Origin of the sequence: Streptomyces sp. x-80 (assembly GCF_046549095.1) — a bacterium.
In the GTDB taxonomy this organism is placed as follows: Bacteria; Actinomycetota; Actinomycetes; order Streptomycetales; family Streptomycetaceae; genus Streptomyces; species Streptomyces celluloflavus.
In genome coordinates this window covers 215583-229618 of record NZ_JAJPWM010000005.1, presented here as the reverse complement: position 1 = coordinate 229618, position 14036 = coordinate 215583, and the positions used below count along the sequence as shown (strand labels likewise).

12 protein-coding genes are annotated in these 14036 nt (G+C 71.6%); 8 read left to right on the top strand and 4 right to left on the bottom strand.

The annotated features are described in order from the left end of the window. Nucleotides 1–316 precede the first annotated feature (316 nt). Nucleotides 317–910 (bottom strand): cysteine hydrolase family protein, encoded by a 594-nt coding sequence (locus ACLJWH_RS11685; RefSeq protein WP_411141574.1) that lies wholly within the window; start codon nucleotides 908–910, stop codon nucleotides 317–319. 163 nt (nucleotides 911–1073) lie between these two features. Between ACLJWH_RS11685 and ACLJWH_RS11680 the strand changes: the two genes are divergently transcribed. After that, entirely contained in the window at nucleotides 1074–1511 is a 438-nt protein-coding gene (locus tag ACLJWH_RS11680; protein WP_411141573.1) for a MarR family winged helix-turn-helix transcriptional regulator, read from the top strand. A gap of 25 nt (nucleotides 1512–1536) precedes the next feature. Here the strand turns inward: ACLJWH_RS11680 and ACLJWH_RS11675 are convergent, their stop codons facing one another. Together ACLJWH_RS11675 and ACLJWH_RS11670 are read right to left on the bottom strand one after the other, a co-directional pair. After that, complete coding sequence (locus ACLJWH_RS11675) at nucleotides 1537–2688, bottom strand: CapA family protein (protein ID WP_411141807.1); 1152 nt, start codon at nucleotides 2686–2688, stop codon at nucleotides 1537–1539. Between the two features lie 382 nt (nucleotides 2689–3070). After that, entirely contained in the window at nucleotides 3071–4618 is a 1548-nt protein-coding gene (locus ACLJWH_RS11670) for a class I adenylate-forming enzyme family protein (RefSeq protein ID WP_411141572.1), read from the bottom strand. A gap of 224 nt (nucleotides 4619–4842) precedes the next feature. Between ACLJWH_RS11670 and ACLJWH_RS11665 the strand changes: the two genes are divergently transcribed. The 4 genes from ACLJWH_RS11665 (at nucleotide 4843) to ACLJWH_RS11650 (ending at nucleotide 9172) form a co-directional block, all read left to right on the top strand. Then, complete coding sequence (locus ACLJWH_RS11665) at nucleotides 4843–6060, top strand: amidohydrolase family protein (RefSeq protein ID WP_411141571.1); 1218 nt, start codon at nucleotides 4843–4845, stop codon at nucleotides 6058–6060. 11 nt (nucleotides 6061–6071) lie between these two features. Continuing rightward, the gene (locus ACLJWH_RS11660) at nucleotides 6072–7226 is read left to right on the top strand and encodes an acyl-CoA dehydrogenase family protein (protein ID WP_411141570.1); all 1155 of its coding nucleotides are present in this window, start codon (nucleotides 6072–6074) and stop codon (nucleotides 7224–7226) included. A gap of 8 nt (nucleotides 7227–7234) precedes the next feature. Beyond that, complete coding sequence (locus tag ACLJWH_RS11655) at nucleotides 7235–8245, top strand: acyl-CoA dehydrogenase family protein (RefSeq protein ID WP_411141569.1); 1011 nt, start codon at nucleotides 7235–7237, stop codon at nucleotides 8243–8245. Nucleotides 8246–8698: 453 nt separating this feature from the next. Then, nucleotides 8699–9172, top strand: a complete 474-nt coding sequence (locus ACLJWH_RS11650) for an ATP-binding protein (protein WP_411141568.1) — start codon at nucleotides 8699–8701, stop codon at nucleotides 9170–9172. A 230-nt stretch (nucleotides 9173–9402) separates the two neighbouring features. Here the strand turns inward: ACLJWH_RS11650 and ACLJWH_RS11645 are convergent, their stop codons facing one another. After that, nucleotides 9403–10329, bottom strand: coding sequence for a cyclase family protein (locus ACLJWH_RS11645; RefSeq protein WP_411141567.1), 927 nt, complete (start codon nucleotides 10327–10329; stop codon nucleotides 9403–9405). 103 nt (nucleotides 10330–10432) lie between these two features. Between ACLJWH_RS11645 and ACLJWH_RS11640 the strand changes: the two genes are divergently transcribed. The 3 genes from ACLJWH_RS11640 to ACLJWH_RS11630 all read left to right on the top strand — a co-directional run bounded on the left by ACLJWH_RS11640 (nucleotide 10433) and on the right by ACLJWH_RS11630 (nucleotide 13988). Continuing rightward, complete coding sequence (locus ACLJWH_RS11640) at nucleotides 10433–11380, top strand: SDR family oxidoreductase (RefSeq protein WP_411141566.1); 948 nt, start codon at nucleotides 10433–10435, stop codon at nucleotides 11378–11380. 350 nt (nucleotides 11381–11730) lie between these two features. Then, nucleotides 11731–12921 (top strand): acyl-CoA dehydrogenase family protein, encoded by a 1191-nt coding sequence (locus tag ACLJWH_RS11635; RefSeq protein ID WP_411141565.1) that lies wholly within the window; start codon nucleotides 11731–11733, stop codon nucleotides 12919–12921. Continuing rightward, nucleotides 12918–13988, top strand: a complete 1071-nt coding sequence (locus ACLJWH_RS11630) for a Zn-dependent alcohol dehydrogenase (RefSeq protein ID WP_411141564.1) — start codon at nucleotides 12918–12920, stop codon at nucleotides 13986–13988. Before ACLJWH_RS11635 ends, ACLJWH_RS11630 begins: the two co-directional genes overlap by 4 nt. Nucleotides 13989–14036: the final 48 nt, after the last annotated feature.

The following is a 14036-nucleotide window of genomic DNA, read 5'->3' as shown; positions in this document are numbered from 1 at the left end:
GCCACGAGACGGCCAACTGTCCACCGGTGAACCGGACTTGTGGGTCGTCCCGGCGCGGCGCCGCCATCGAAACGGGCGCGTCGCCGTCGCCGACGCCGAGAGTGTCGCGCCCGGCCATGGCGTATCCCTCCTTCGCGAGGGGCGCGCGGTGGTGCCCGCCGCGTACGCGGGCGGGCGGCGTCCCGTCACCGGTGGTTCCGGGCGCCGGATTCAGCCGCCGTCGCTGTTTGCCGTTGCCGGGTGGCGTTCGGGCGGGGCGATCGTCCGGCGGCCGTGGCCGTGGCCGCGGCGTGACAACGGCAACGGCGAGTGCGGGTCAGGCGTCGCGGACCAGGGCTTTCAGATCGGACGTCGTGATCACGTCCGCCTGGCGCGGCAGCACCTTCTCGATGAGGACCCGGTGGACTTCCGGGTCGGGATCTTCGGTGGCGTCGGCGAGCACGAAGATGCGGTAGTCCTGGTCAGCGGCGTCGCGGACCGTCGACAAGACGACTCCGGCTGTCGAGATGCCGCCCACCACCAGGGTGTCGATCGATGCGTCCCCGAGCAGGGTGTGCAGGCCGGTGGTGCTGAAGGCGCCGTAGCGGGTCTTGCGGACGACGAGGTCGCCGTCGCGCACCGCCAGGGCGGGATCGATCTCCAAGGACGGGTCCCCGTCGGCGAACAGGAGGCCCTGCTTCACGGCCCCGAACGTCTTGTGGTGGCGGGGGATCGCGGCGTAGTCCTCCGGTGCGAACGCCACCCGTACGAACACCACCTTGACGCCATGCTCGCGCGCCCAGCCGAGTGCGGCCCGCGCGTTCTCCAGCAAGGCGTCCCGGCCGGGGAGTTGGCCCAGTATCGCGGGCTGGTAGTCCATCAGCATCAGCGCTGTCCGCCGCGCGACGATGCTCTGATCACTGGTCGGCATGGTCACAGTCGTGCCTCTCGTCCGTGTCTCAGGCGTGGGCCGGACCTGCGCCGTCGCCCTTGACCGTCGCCCACCCCAGTACGCAGGGCAGCTTATCAGGTTACCTGTCTAACTATACAGGCCGACTGGCAATCTCGGACAACCGGACATAGAGTGCTCACTCATGACAGACCCGCTCCCCCGTGACGTCGCTCGCCGGCTCCCGCACGCGATGGTCCGGCTGCGAGCGCGGCTGCGGACCGAGTCCGCGCCCACGGACCGGCGCTGGACGTGGTCGCAGATCACCACGCTCAGCCGCATCGCCGAGGAGGGGTCCACCACGGCCAGCGCGCTCGCCACGGCCGAGCACGTCCGCCCGCAGTCGATGGCCGAGACGGTCGCCGCCCTGCTGCGGGAAGGGCTGGTCACCCGCGAGCCGGATCCGACGGACGGGCGTAAGACGCTCATCTCGATGACGGAAGCGGGCCGCGAACTCCTTTCGAGCATCCCCGCCATCCGCGAGGCATGGCTCGAAGCGGCCATCGAGCGGCATCTCTCGCCCGCCGAGCGCCGGACGCTGGCGGACGCGGCGCGCATCATGGAGCGTCTCGCCGACAGCTGAACCCGCGTCGACCCGGTCCCTGCGCCTACGCGTCGGTGGCGGTGTCGATGACGACTTCGTCGCCGTACCACCGGAAAACGCAGGGGAGTTCCTCGCTCTCGGTGATGCCGCGCAGATAGCCGAAGACCTCTTGCCCGCGCGGGTCGAGCTGACCGACAATCTCGGGCTCGGCGTTGCGGTTGATGTGAACGGGGATATAGCCGACGCGTTCGATCCCCCTGCGGGAGACCGAGGCTTTCACGATGATCGAAGCCTTCGACTCGGGGGGCATCGGGTACGTGGGATATTCCGGATCCGGGCGCACGCCGTACAGCTTGTGCAGCCTCTTGAGCGCCTGGACGGCATTTTCGTCCGCCATATGCGTCGGGCCGAGCTCCAGGGAGAAGTTCCCCGTGGAGTAGAAAATCACTTTACCCCGGTAGGTCTCAACTCCCTTCAAAATGTGCGGATGTGTGCCGAGAATGAGGTCCGCGCCGGCATCGACGGCGGCCCGGCCCATCTCATAGCAGTAGTCCGGAATGACGCGCGGGATGAAATGAATTCCCCAGTGAAAGGAGACCACCACGGCATGGCACAGCTTCTTGAGTGCCTTGATGTCGTCGGTCATGGCGGCGAGTTCGGCCGGTTTGGCGCCGGACCGGATCAGCTGGGGCGTGGCGGCCTGACGGTCCAGCGTCTCGTACTCCGTCCACGCGTGGACGGGTGCGTATCCCGGACTCTCCGCATCGGCCGCATACGCTTCCGGACCCGTGCTGCCATATGCCAGGAAGCCGACCTTGACGCCCTTCGCTGCCACGATGGCCGGCTTCCGCGCCGCACCGATGTCGGCGCCCGCTCCGACGGTCCAAAACCCTCGCTCCCGTAGCCTCGACACCGTGTCCACAAGGGCGTCCCCGCCCCAGTCCATCGTGTGGTTGTTCGCCAGGGACAACACATCGAAGCCCGCAAACTCCAGAGCGTCGATGTTTGCCGGATCTGAATGGGACGGATGACGCGAGACGGGGTGCTCCAGACGGTCGGAGTACATCTGCTCACAATTCGCGAATGTGATGTCCGCCGCCTGGAGCGTATCTGCGACGTGCGCGAAAATGGTCTTCGGTGCTGCGCGATCGATCAGCACGTCGCCCATGCCCAGAAAGGAGATTTCCGCTGACATGATCAAAACCCCGGTTTCCACCGACAATTGATTCGGTTATGCGCCCGACGGTGCGGCTCTCCCGCCCGGACGCAGGAACCGCCGCAGGGAGCGTGGCGGCGTCATCGTGACCCGCGCACGCTCGGCGGGCTCGGGCGAATCCCCGTGGTGCCCACTCCTCGGCATATTGCGAAGATAACATAAAGGCAGGGAGCCTGCACAGGTTGCCTGTGTGGTGGGGCATCCTTCGCGTACGACGACATCCTTCATGCGCACCAAACCACCCGGAATGCCCATGTGTGGGAGGCGGCAGCGCGATGGTCGGCGTTCCGGCGACCTGCGGGTGCATCCGAGGGCGGACCCGGCCCGCGGGCCACGCAGGGCGGGGGCGGAACACCGGCCCGTCAAGGCCCTCCGGAGGCGATCACGGATGATCCGCGATCCGGGACCCCGCCGGATCCGCCCCCGCGAACCGCTCCCGCAGCTCCTGTTTGAGGACCTTGCGGAGGGTCGCGCCACGGGGCAAGGCGGGCAGTACCTCCAGCTGTTCGGGGAGTTTGTGCGGTGCCAGGCCCTGGGCGCGGAGATGCGCGGCAATCGAGGCGAGCGTCAACTCGCCCGCACCCGGCGGCTGTTCGACGACCGCGCAGACCCGTTCGCCGCGTTCCCGGTCCGGCAGGCCGATGACGGCGGCGTCGGCCACGTCCGGGTGCCGGTGGAGGAGGCCCTCGATCTCCTGGGCGGAGATGTTCTCGCCCTTGCGGATGATGATGTCCTTGAGACGGCCGGTGACGACGAGATGGCCGGTGTCGGTGAGGTGTCCGAGGTCGCCGGTCGACAGGAAGCCGTCCGCGTCGAAGGGGTCCGGCTCGCCGAGGTAGCCGCGGCAGACGGCCGGGCCGCGCAGCAGTATCTCGCCGCTGCCGGGCGCGATACGGATCTCCATGCCGTCCGGTGGCCGCCCGTCGGTCGTGGCGAGGTGCGCGGGGTGGTCCGCCGGGTCGCCCATGGTGACCATCGGGGCCTCGGTCATCGCGTAACCGTGGGTGAGTGGGCAGCCCAGCTCGGCGACCACCTCGTGGTACAGCTCCGGCGGTCTGGGCGCGCCGCCGCCGGCCAGCAGCCGCAGCGACGGCAGCAGCCGGCGGCCGGGCGGCAGTTTGCGCTGTTCGGCGAGGAAGAGGGCGTAGAAGGCGGTGGAGCCGCCCGCCAGGGTGACACGGTGGCGGCGGTAGGCGGCGAGCGAGCCGGGCAGCGCGAAATGCTCCAGGAGGACGGCCGGAATGCCGTGCAGAAGCAGCATGACGGTGTAGTCGGGCCCCGCGACATGGGCGTACGGGAAGGCCATGGAGCCGACGTCGGACGGTGCGATGCGCAGGGCCTCCGCCAGCCGGCCGCCCGCGGTGAGCAGGCTGTGGTCGGTGTGCAGGACGCCCCTGGGGGCGGCGGTGGTGCCGGAGGTCCAGTAGATCCAGCGGACCGCGTCGCCGTCGGCGGGCGGTGCGGGCAGCGCGGCGGGATCACCGTCCGGCAGGGTGTCGTACGCCTCGACGACGGTGAGCGGGCCGGGCAGCCCGGGGGCCAGGCGGCGGGCCATCGCGGTGTGGTCGACACCGCGCCAGGTGCCGGGTACGGCGAAGAAGGCCGCGCGGGTGCGCCGCAGCACCTGGTCCACCTCGTGGTCGCGGTAGAGCGGGACGACGGGGCTCTGTACGGCGCCGAGGCGGGCCAGTGCGAGGCTGAACAGCACCGTCTCGATGCGGGTCGGCAGTTGCCAGACGACCCGGCTGCCGGGGCGTACGCCCCGCTCGTACAGACCGGCCGCGACGCGTTCCGCCCGTCGGCGCAGGGCGCCGAAGGTGATCCGGCGCTCGTGCCGGGCGCTCTCGGCGCCCTGGATGAGGGCGGGTGCGTCCGGAGTCTGTGCGGCGCGCCGGGCGACCAGGTCCCACAGGGTGGGGGTGGCGGGCATATGTCCCCCTCTCCGTGGCCGGGGTGCCGGCCGGTGTCCGGGGCATCGGCCGACGGCCGGGCGGCCGGCTGGCAGTGGCAGTGACGTGGAGTCGCATGACAGTGGGCTGACGATGCATCAGGTTTCCTGGGGAGCGTAGGGCTGCGCGCCTTGTCGGTCCAGAGGGTCGGGGCTAGCCTCGTTCCCTGACAGGTTTCTGACAGGGCGTCAGATTGGGGAGCCCGATGGAGCTACCGCGCATCATCAGCGTCGACGACCATGTGATCGAGCCCGCGCACCTCTTCGAGACCTGGCTGCCGGCGAAGTACCGCGACCGCGGACCGCGCCCGCTGACCACGGGCATCGGCGAACTGGCGTACACCGGCGGCAAATACGTCATCACCATGGACCCGGACGGGCCGCCGGCCGACTGGTGGATCTACGAGGACCTGAAGTTCCCGTACAAGCGCAATATCGCCGCCGTCGGCTTCGACCGTGACGATATGACGCTGGAGGGCATCACCCGGGCCGAGATGCGGCGCGGCTGCTGGGATCCGGCCGAGCGGCTCAAGGACATGGACCTCAACCACGTCGAGGCGTCGCTCTGCTTCCCGACCTTCCCGCGCTTCTGCGGCCAGACCTTCGCCGAGGCGCACGACAAGGAGGTCGCGCTCGCCTGCGTCCGCGCGTACAACGACTGGATGGTGGAGGAGTGGTGCGGGGACAGCGCGGGGCGTCTCATCCCGCTCTGCCTCATCCCCCTCTGGGACATCGATCTCGCGGTCGCCGAGATCCGGCGGAACGCGGCGCGCGGCGTCCGGGCGGTCACCTTCTCCGAGATCCCCACCCACCTCGGCCTGCCGTCCATCCACAGCGGCTACTGGGATCCGTTCTTCGCGGAGTGCGAGGCCACCGGCACGGTCGTGTGCATGCACATCGGGTCCAGCTCGCAGATGCCCGCCGCCTCGCCCGACGCGCCGCCCGCGGTGCAGGCGTCGCTCAGCTTCAACAACGCGATGGCCTCGATGATGGACTTCCTCTTCAGCGGTGTGCTGGTGAAGTTCCCGCGCCTCAAACTCGCCTACAGCGAAGGCCAGATGGGCTGGATCCCGTACGCCCTGGAGCGCGCCGACGACGTCTGGGAGGAGCACCGCGCCTGGGGCGGGGTGCGCGATCTGATCCCCGAACCGCCGTCCACGTACTACTACCGGCAGATCTACTGCTGCTTCTTCCGCGACAAGCACGGCGTCGCCTCGCTGGACGTCGTCGGCCGCGACAACGCCACCTTCGAGACCGACTACCCGCACGTCGACTCGACCTTCCCGCACACCAAGGACGTCGCCCTGGAGCACGTCCGGGGCCTGGACGAGGAGACGGTCCACAAGCTGATGCGGGGCAACGCGATCCGGATGCTCGGCCTCGATCCGGACCCCCGCCCCGGCCCCGTCCGGTCCGGCGCGTAGCGGGGGCCCGGGTGGATCTCGCGTACACGGCGGAAGAGGAGGACTTCCGGGCGCGGCTGCGGCGGTGGCTCGGCGAGGTGCTGCCCCGCCTCCCGGCCAAGCCCGCCGCGGCCGACTGGCCGGGCCGCCGGGCGTACGACGCGGCCTGGCAGCGGATGCTGTCCGACGCCGGGTACGCGGGTCTGCACTGGCCGCGGGAGGCCGGCGGGCAGGGCGCCACGCCGACCCAGCACCTGATCTTCCTGGAGGAGACCGAACGGGCCGGGGCGCCGTACGTCGGCGCGAACTTCGTCGGACTGCTGCACGCCGGACCGACCATCGCCGCCGAGGGCACCGCCGCCCAGCGCGCCCGCTGGCTGCCGCCGATCCTGCGCGGCGACGAGATCTGGTGCCAGGGCTTCAGCGAACCGGACGCCGGCTCCGACCTGGCGTCGCTGCGTACCCGGGCGGTGCGCGACGGCGACACCTATGTCGTCAGCGGGTCCAAACTCTGGACCTCGCACGCCGAGGTCGCCGACTGGTGCGAGCTGCTGGTCCGTACGGACCCCACGGCGCCCCGGCACCGCGGCATCAGCTGGCTGGCGATGCCGATGGACGCGCCCGGTGTGACCGTCCGGCCGCTGCGCACGCTCGCCGGGTCGGCGGAGTTCGCCGAGATGTTCCTCGACGAGGTCCGGGTGCCGGTCGGCAACCGCGTCGGCGCGGAGCACGACGGCTGGCGGGTGACGATGGTGACCCTCTCCTTCGAACGCGGCACCGCCTTCGTCGGCGAGGTCGTCGCCTGCCGCCGGGTGCTCGGCGAGCTGGCCCGTACGGCCCGCGCCAACGGCCGCTGGGACGACGCCGTACTGCGCCGCAGGCTCGGCAGGCTGGCCGCGGAGTTCACGGCGCTGTGGCGGCTCACCCAGTGGAACGTGAGCGAGGCGCAGCGCTCCGGGGGCGTGCCGGGGGCCGGCGGCTCGGTCTTCAAGCTGCGCTATTCGCACGCCCGCCAGGAGCTGTACGACGCGGCGGCCGAGGTACTGGGGGCCGGTGCGCTGGACGCCGGCCACGCCTGGGTCGCGGACCGGCTCGCCGCCCTCTCGTACACGATCGCGGCCGGTACCTCGCAGATCCAGCAGAACATCGTCGCCGAGCGGATCCTCGGCCTGCCGAAGGGCCGGTGACCGCCGCCGTGGACTTCCGACTCACCGCTGACCAACGGGCGTTGCGGGACGGTACGCGGGAGCTGCTGGCCGGGCGCTTCGGCCGGGACCGGCTGCGCGCGGCGGTCGGGGCGCCCGCGCTGGACCGCGCGCTCTGGCGGGAGCTGGGCGAGGCGGGGTTCTTCGCGCTGCGGCTGCCGGCGGCGGCCGGCGGGGTCGGGCTGGGCCTGCCGGAAGCGGTGCTGGTCTTCGAGGAGGCCGGGCGGGCGCTGCTGCCGGGTCCGCTGGTGGCCTGCCAGGTGCTGGCCGGGGTGGTGGACGGCGTCGCGACCGGTGAGCGGATCGCCGGGCTCTGCGAGGCGGCGGCCGGTCCGGTGCTGTGGGAACACCCGGCCGACTGTGACGAGTTGATCTTGCTGGAGGGGGCGGCGGGGGAAGGCGAGGGCGGTGGGCCCGCTCCCGGCGGGGCGTTCCGGGCCGCGGCGTCCGAGGTGGCCGCCGCCCCGTTGGCGTCCGTCGATCCGCTGACCCCGCTCGCCCGCCTCACGGACTTCCCGCGCACCGCCCCACTGGCCCTGGACGCGCCCCGGCTGCGCCGCGAGGCCGCGCTGCTCACGGCCGCCCAGCAACTGGGCGGCGCGGCCCGTACGGTCGAGATGGCGGTCGCCCACGCGCGCCGGCGGGAGCAGTTCGGCGTGCCCATCGGCTCCTTCCAGGCGGTGAAGCACCTGTGCGCGCAGATGTTGGTACGTACCGAAATCGCCAGAAGTGCGGTATATGCGGCATCTGTGACTGGTGATGCCCTTGAGGTGGCCGGGGCGAAGCTGCTCGCCGACGAGGCCGCGGTGCGCAATGCCCGGGACTGTCTCCAGGTCCAGGGCGGTATGGGGTTCACCTGGGAGGCCGATGTTCATCTGCATCTCAAGCGGGCCTGGTTGCGGGCCGAGCGATGGGGGCCGGCGCGCGAGGCCGAGGAGCTGCTGGCGGAGGGGCTGGTGACGGGCGCGGAGGCGGGGCCCGCGGCCGGGGCGGTGGAGTGATGACATCGCCGTCCGGCGCCCGCCGATATCAGACTCCGCCAACTTGCGCGCTAAATGTCGGGCTCCGCAGGCATAAGCGGTCACAGAGCGTCGATATCAGGTTGTGTCCTCTGTGTGACTCGTCACACGCGGAAGTCTGCGTTCCGCTCAGGTACGCTCCGTTGGGTGCGAGTGGTTCTGTGGCGCAGCGCTCACGGTGTCGTCGGTACGGCGACTCCGGGGTACGGACTGCGTGCCGCTCGCCTCGGACGGGGGTGCGAGACCCCCCCTTGTTCGACTCCCCGCAATGTGCGTCGCACAGTATGCAGCATGCCTACTCCCTTGCGCTGGAATATGCCCGAAGCGCTTGTTGGGGTGACTGAACGTCAATCATGCTGTGCTTCACCGGGATCACGCACCGTGACCCCGTGGAGGCGCGAGGCGATGTTTCCGCCGGTTCGGATGGTGTGAGCGGTGCAGGTGCTTCAGGTTCAGTTGGAGGTACGGCCGGACCCCGCGGAGGTGGGGCGGGCCCGCCGGTGGGCCCGGTCGCGGCTCGCGGGATCCGGCATAGGGGCGGACGAACCGCTCGCGGAGACGCTGATTCTGCTGATCTCCGAACTCGTCACGAACGCCGTGGTCCATACCGGCTCGGCCGCCGAGCTGCGGATGTGCTTCTCCGGGTCGGGCGCGGTGGTGGGGACCGTACGGGTCGAGGTGGTGGACACCAGCGCCCGCCCGCCGCGCCAGCGGCACGCCGACGGGGACGACACCAACGGCCGCGGTCTGGAACTGGTGGACGGCCTGGCGGACCGCTGGGGCTGGCAGCGGGAGGGTGGCGGCAAGCGCATCTGGTGCGAGGTGGACCGCCGCCAGTCGCTGCTGATGGCGGCGCGGGCCGAGCTGTGTGCGCACGAACCCCAATGGGCCATTACAAATCGGGCGTAACGGGATTAGTCCAGACCAGGTGTTGACGTGGCGTGACTTGTTGATCAACCTTGGGTGAGGCGGCCCGCTGGGAGGGGACGCCGAGGTCGTGGGGGGAGCCGGGATTCCGGTCCGGGGCCTTGGCGCGTGCGGGTCGCGACCTGGAGTCGGGTGGCGGTCCGCGGTGCCGCGCTCGGGGCGCGCATGGGCGTGCACCGCCACCCGACGGGGTCGTCCGGCCGGCGGATCCCTCAGAGGATCGCCACCGGGGCGACCGGTGTGCCGGTGGCGCCGACGAAGGGTTCGGCCATCGCGGCCAGGAAGAACGTCCAGCGGCGCTCCGCCGCACAGACCTCCGAGAGCTGTTCCAGGTTCCAGTTCTGGCCCTGTGGCATGCCCATTTCGACCAGATGCAGGGCGTGCACCGGCAGCCACAGGTCCTCGATCTCCGGCGGGAAGATCTCGAAGGTCAGGGTGTCGTTGGCGACGGCCGCGACATCGCGCGCGTGGAACCACTCGGGGGTGCGCAGCGAGAGGCCCGGTGAGGGGAACGCGTACGCCTGCCGGTCGCCGGCCAGGTAGTGCCGCAGCTGCCCGGTCCGTACGAGGACGATGTCGCCGGCCCGGACCGCCGTACCGGCCAACTCCACGGCGGTGTCGAGGTCTTCCGGGGTGACGGCGTACCCGCCGGGCAGCTGCTCGGCACCGTGTGCGCGGGCCACGTCGAGGAGGATGCCGCGGGAGGCGATCGGGGCGGCCTTCTCGATGCCGAGGGCGCCGGCGCCCTCGTGCGCGGTGACCGAGCCGGCGGGGCGGTTGTTGTAGAGCCGGCCGGAGTGCGAGACATGGGCGAGGCCGTCCCAGTGGGTGGCGGCCTGGAGGCCCATGGTGACCGTGTCGTCCGAGGTGGCGACCGTGCCGGGGCCGAAGAGCTGCTGGTTGACGGCGGTCATGGTGTGCAGGGGGTTGACCCGGCCGGGGATCGCGCCGGTCTGCACACCGTCCTGGCGCAGCGGCAGTGCGAGGGGTATCCGGCGGCCGGTGCGGACGGTACGGACGGCCTCCCGTACGACCTGGTCGGTGATCAGGTTCAGGGTGCCGGTCTCGTCCGCCGCGCCCCAGCGGCCCCAGTTGTTCACGCGTGCGGCGATGTCGTGGAACTCCTGCGGCAGGGGCATGGGCCCTCCTGGGGGCGGTTCGGTCCGGCTCGGGGTCTTGTGTTCGTATCGCGTCTGCTCAAAAATCTAACGGTCCGTCAGAAAGTGCGGAAAGGGGTGCGGTATGGGGAACTTCTTGGCCGGCAAGGTGATCGCCGTGACCGGGGCGGGGCGCGGTATCGGCCGGGCGGTCGCCCTCGCCTGCGCGGAGCAGGGCGCGAAGGTGATCGTCAACGACTACGGGGTCGCCATCGGCGGCGGCGAACCGAGCAGTGCGGTCGCCGCGGCGGTGGTGCAGGAGATCGAGGCCCTGACCGGTGCCGCGGGCGCGGGCCCGGGGGAAGGCGGGCGAAGCGCGGCGCTGGCGGTCGCCGACGACGTCTCGACGATGGCGGGCGGGCAGCGGATCGTGGACACCGCGCTCGCGGAGTACGGGCGGCTCGACGGGGTCGTGTGCGTGGCCGGGATCCTGCGCGAGCGGATGCTCTTCAACATGTCCGAGGAGGAGTGGGATCCGGTCGTCGCCACCCATCTGAAGGGGACCTTCACCGTCTTCCGGGCGGCCGCCGCGGTGATGCGCAAACAGGGATCGGGCACGCTGATCGGCTTCACCAGCGGTAACCACCAGGGCAGCGTCGCGCAGGCCAACTACTCCGCGGCGAAGGGCGGCATCATCTCGCTGGTGCGGAGCGCGGCGCTGGGCCTGCACAAGTACGGGGTGACCGCCAACGCGGTGGCGCCGGTCGCACGGACGCGGATGTCGGCGAACGTGCCGATGGAGCTGACGGAGATCGGTGAGCCGGAGGACGTGGCGGCGCTCGTCGTCTACCTGCTGAGCGAGCGGGCCCGCGAGCAGCGGATCACCGGTCAGGTGTACACGGTGGCGGGGCCGAAGATCGCCGTGTGGGCCCAGCCGAGGGAGCTGCGCTCCGTGTACACCGACGGGCAGTGGACGCCCGAGCGGGTCGCCGAGGTGCTGCCGGCGTCGGTGGGGGTGGACCCCATGCCGATGCTGGCCCGGCTGGAGGAGATGGCGGCGGCCGCGGGGGAGGGGCGGCGGCCCAATGCGTGAGGGTTTTTGCCCCACGTTGTTGGGTGCGGGGCCGTGGCGGCCGGGGTTTCTTTTCCGCTGCGCGGGGCTTTTGGGGATCTGGGCTTGCCTGCACGGTCGGGTGCGGCGCAGTGTCGGCCGGGGATTCTTTTTCCGCTGCGCGGGGCTTTCGGGTGCGGTGGTGGGGCGCCGGGGCCCTTCCGCTGCGCGGGCTGGTGGGGATTCGGGCTTGCCTGCGCGGCCGGGTGCGGCGCGCTGGGGCGGGCGGGGTTTCTTTTCCGCTGCGCGGGGCTTTCGAGTGCAGTGGTGGGGCGCCGGGGGCGGGAGGCGGGGTCGGTCGTGGGTTTCTTCGGTGGTGAGGGGGCGGCGGGATGGAGTTCGGGTTCGGGGTTGCGGAGGAGAGGTTCCGGGGGGAGGCGCGGGCGTGGCTGGGGGAGCGTCTCGGGGGGCGGTTCGCGGGGGTGCGGGGGGTCGGCGGGCCGGGGAGTGAGCATCTCGGGATGGCTGAACGGCGGGCGTGGGAGCGGGAGTTGGGCCTTGGCGGGTGGGTCGGGCTGGGGTGGGGAGAGGCGTACGGGAACCGTTCGGCGACCTTGACACAGCAGGTGGTGTGGGCCGAGGAGTACGCGCGGGCCAGGGCTCCGGGGCGGGTGGGGCACATCGGGGAGAATCTGCTGGCGCCGACGTTGATCGCGTACGGGGACGAGGCGCAGAAGCGGCGGTTCCTGCCGGCCGTCGCGCGCGGCGAAGAGCTGTGGTGCCAGGGCTACAGCGAGCCGGAAGCGGGGTCGGACCTGGCCGGGCTGCGGACGGTCGCGGTGCGCGACGGTGCGGACTACCGGGTCAGCGGGCAGAAGATCTGGACCTCGCTGGCGGTGGAGGCTGACTGGTGCTTCGTGCTGGCGCGGACGGATCCGGGCGCGCGGCGGCACCGGGGGCTGTCGTTCCTGCTGCTGGCGATGGACCAGCCGGGACGGATCGAGGTGCGGCCGATCCGGCAGCTGTCGGGGACGGCGGAGTTCAACGAGGTGTTCTTCGACGGGGCGGTGGCGCGGGCCGGACACCTGGTCGGCGGGGAGGGCGCCGGCTGGCGGGTGGCGATGGGGCTGCTGGCGCAGGAACGCGGGGTGTCCACGCTCGTCCAGCAGATCGGGTTCGCGGCGGAGCTGGGCGAGGTGGTCGAGGCGGCGGTGCGGGGCGGGGCGGTGCGTGATCCGGTACTGCGCGAGCAACTCGTACGCCAGTGGGCCGAGTTGAAGGTCATGCGGTGGAACGCGCTGCGGACCCTGGGCGCGGCGGGCGACGCGGGCGCGCCGAGCGTGGCGAAGCTGCTCTGGGGCGGCTGGCATCAGCGCCTCGGGGAGCTGGCGATGCGGGTGCGCGGGGCCGCGGCCGCGGTGGGGCCCGCCGACTGGAGCGCGCGGACGCCGTACGAACTGGACGTGTGGCAGCGGCTGTTTCTGTTCACCCGGGCCGACACCATCTACGGCGGCTCGGACGAGATCCAGCGCAACATCATCGCCGAGCGGGTGCTCGGCCTCCCCCGACAGGAGCGGTCATGAGAGGCGTCATATTCGACGGCGAACAGCCCCGGGTCGTGGACGACCTGGCGGTACGGGATCCGGGCCCCGGGGAGGTGCTGGTCGCGATCCGGGCGGCCGGGCTGTGCCACAGCGATCTGTCGGTGATCGACGGGACCATTCCGTTCCCGGTGCCGGTGGTGCTGGGACACGAGGGGGCGGGGGTGGTCGAGGCCGTCGGGGCGGGTGTCGGGCATGTGGCGCCCGGGGACCATGTGGCGCTGTCCACGCTGGCCAGCTGCGGGGCGTGCGCGGAGTGCGACCGGGGGCGGCCGACGATGTGCCGGAAGGCGATCGGGATGCCGGGCCGGCCGTTCCGGCGGGGGACGACGGAGCTGTTCCAGTTCGCGTCGAACTCGGCGTTCGCGGAGCGTACGGTCGTCAAGGCGGTACAGGCGGTGAAGATCGCCGAGGACATTCCGCCGGCCTCGGCCGCGCTGATCGGGTGCGGGGTGCTGACCGGTGTCGGGGCGGTGCTCAACCGGGCGAAGGTGGCGCACGGGGACTCGGTCGTGGTGATCGGGGCCGGCGGGATCGGGCTCAATGTCCTTCAGGGGGCCCGGATCGCGGGCGCGTCGGTGATCGTCGCGGTGGACGCCAATCCCGCGAAGGAGGCGGTGGCGCGGCGGTTCGGGGCGACGCACTTCGTCGACGCGTCGGCGGTGCCGGACGCCGTCAAGGCCGTGAAGGAGGTCCTGCCGACCGGCGCCGACCATGCCTTCGAGTGTGTGGGCAGCACCCGGCTGATCCGGCAGGCGGTCGAGCTGCTGGACCGGCACGGCCAGGCGGTGCTGCTGGGCGTGCCGCCGGCCACCGCGGAGGCGTCGTTCCTGGTGTCGTCGATGTATCTGGACAAGTCGATCCTGGGCTGCCGTTACGGATCCTCCCGGCCGCAGCGGGACATCGCGCTGTACGCCCGGCTGTACCGCGAGGGGCGGCTGCTCCTGGACGAGCTGGTGACCAGGACCTATCCGGTGGAGGACTTCGCGAAGGCGGCGGAGGACGCGCGGCAGGGGCGGGTGGCGCGGGGCGTACTGACGTTCGCGTAGGGACGAACCGCCCGCCGGCCCGATCCGCTGGCCCGATCCTTGCGAAGC

Excerpts from the sequence above, each read along its gene's own strand:
- ACLJWH_RS11685 (WP_411141574.1), bottom strand. The coding sequence starts at position 910 with ATGCCGACCAGTGATCAGAGCATCGTCGCGCGGCGGACAGCGCTGATG.
- ACLJWH_RS11680 (WP_411141573.1), top strand. The coding sequence starts at position 1,074 with ATGACAGACCCGCTCCCCCGTGACGTCGCTCGCCGGCTCCCGCACGCG.
- ACLJWH_RS11670 (WP_411141572.1), bottom strand. The coding sequence starts at position 4,618 with ATGCCCGCCACCCCCACCCTGTGGGACCTGGTCGCCCGGCGCGCCGCA.
- ACLJWH_RS11665 (WP_411141571.1), top strand. The coding sequence starts at position 4,843 with ATGGAGCTACCGCGCATCATCAGCGTCGACGACCATGTGATCGAGCCC.
- ACLJWH_RS11645 (WP_411141567.1), bottom strand. The coding sequence starts at position 10,329 with ATGCCCCTGCCGCAGGAGTTCCACGACATCGCCGCACGCGTGAACAAC.
- ACLJWH_RS11640 (WP_411141566.1), top strand. The coding sequence starts at position 10,433 with ATGGGGAACTTCTTGGCCGGCAAGGTGATCGCCGTGACCGGGGCGGGG.
- ACLJWH_RS11635 (WP_411141565.1), top strand. The coding sequence starts at position 11,731 with ATGGAGTTCGGGTTCGGGGTTGCGGAGGAGAGGTTCCGGGGGGAGGCG.
- ACLJWH_RS11630 (WP_411141564.1), top strand. The coding sequence starts at position 12,918 with ATGAGAGGCGTCATATTCGACGGCGAACAGCCCCGGGTCGTGGACGAC.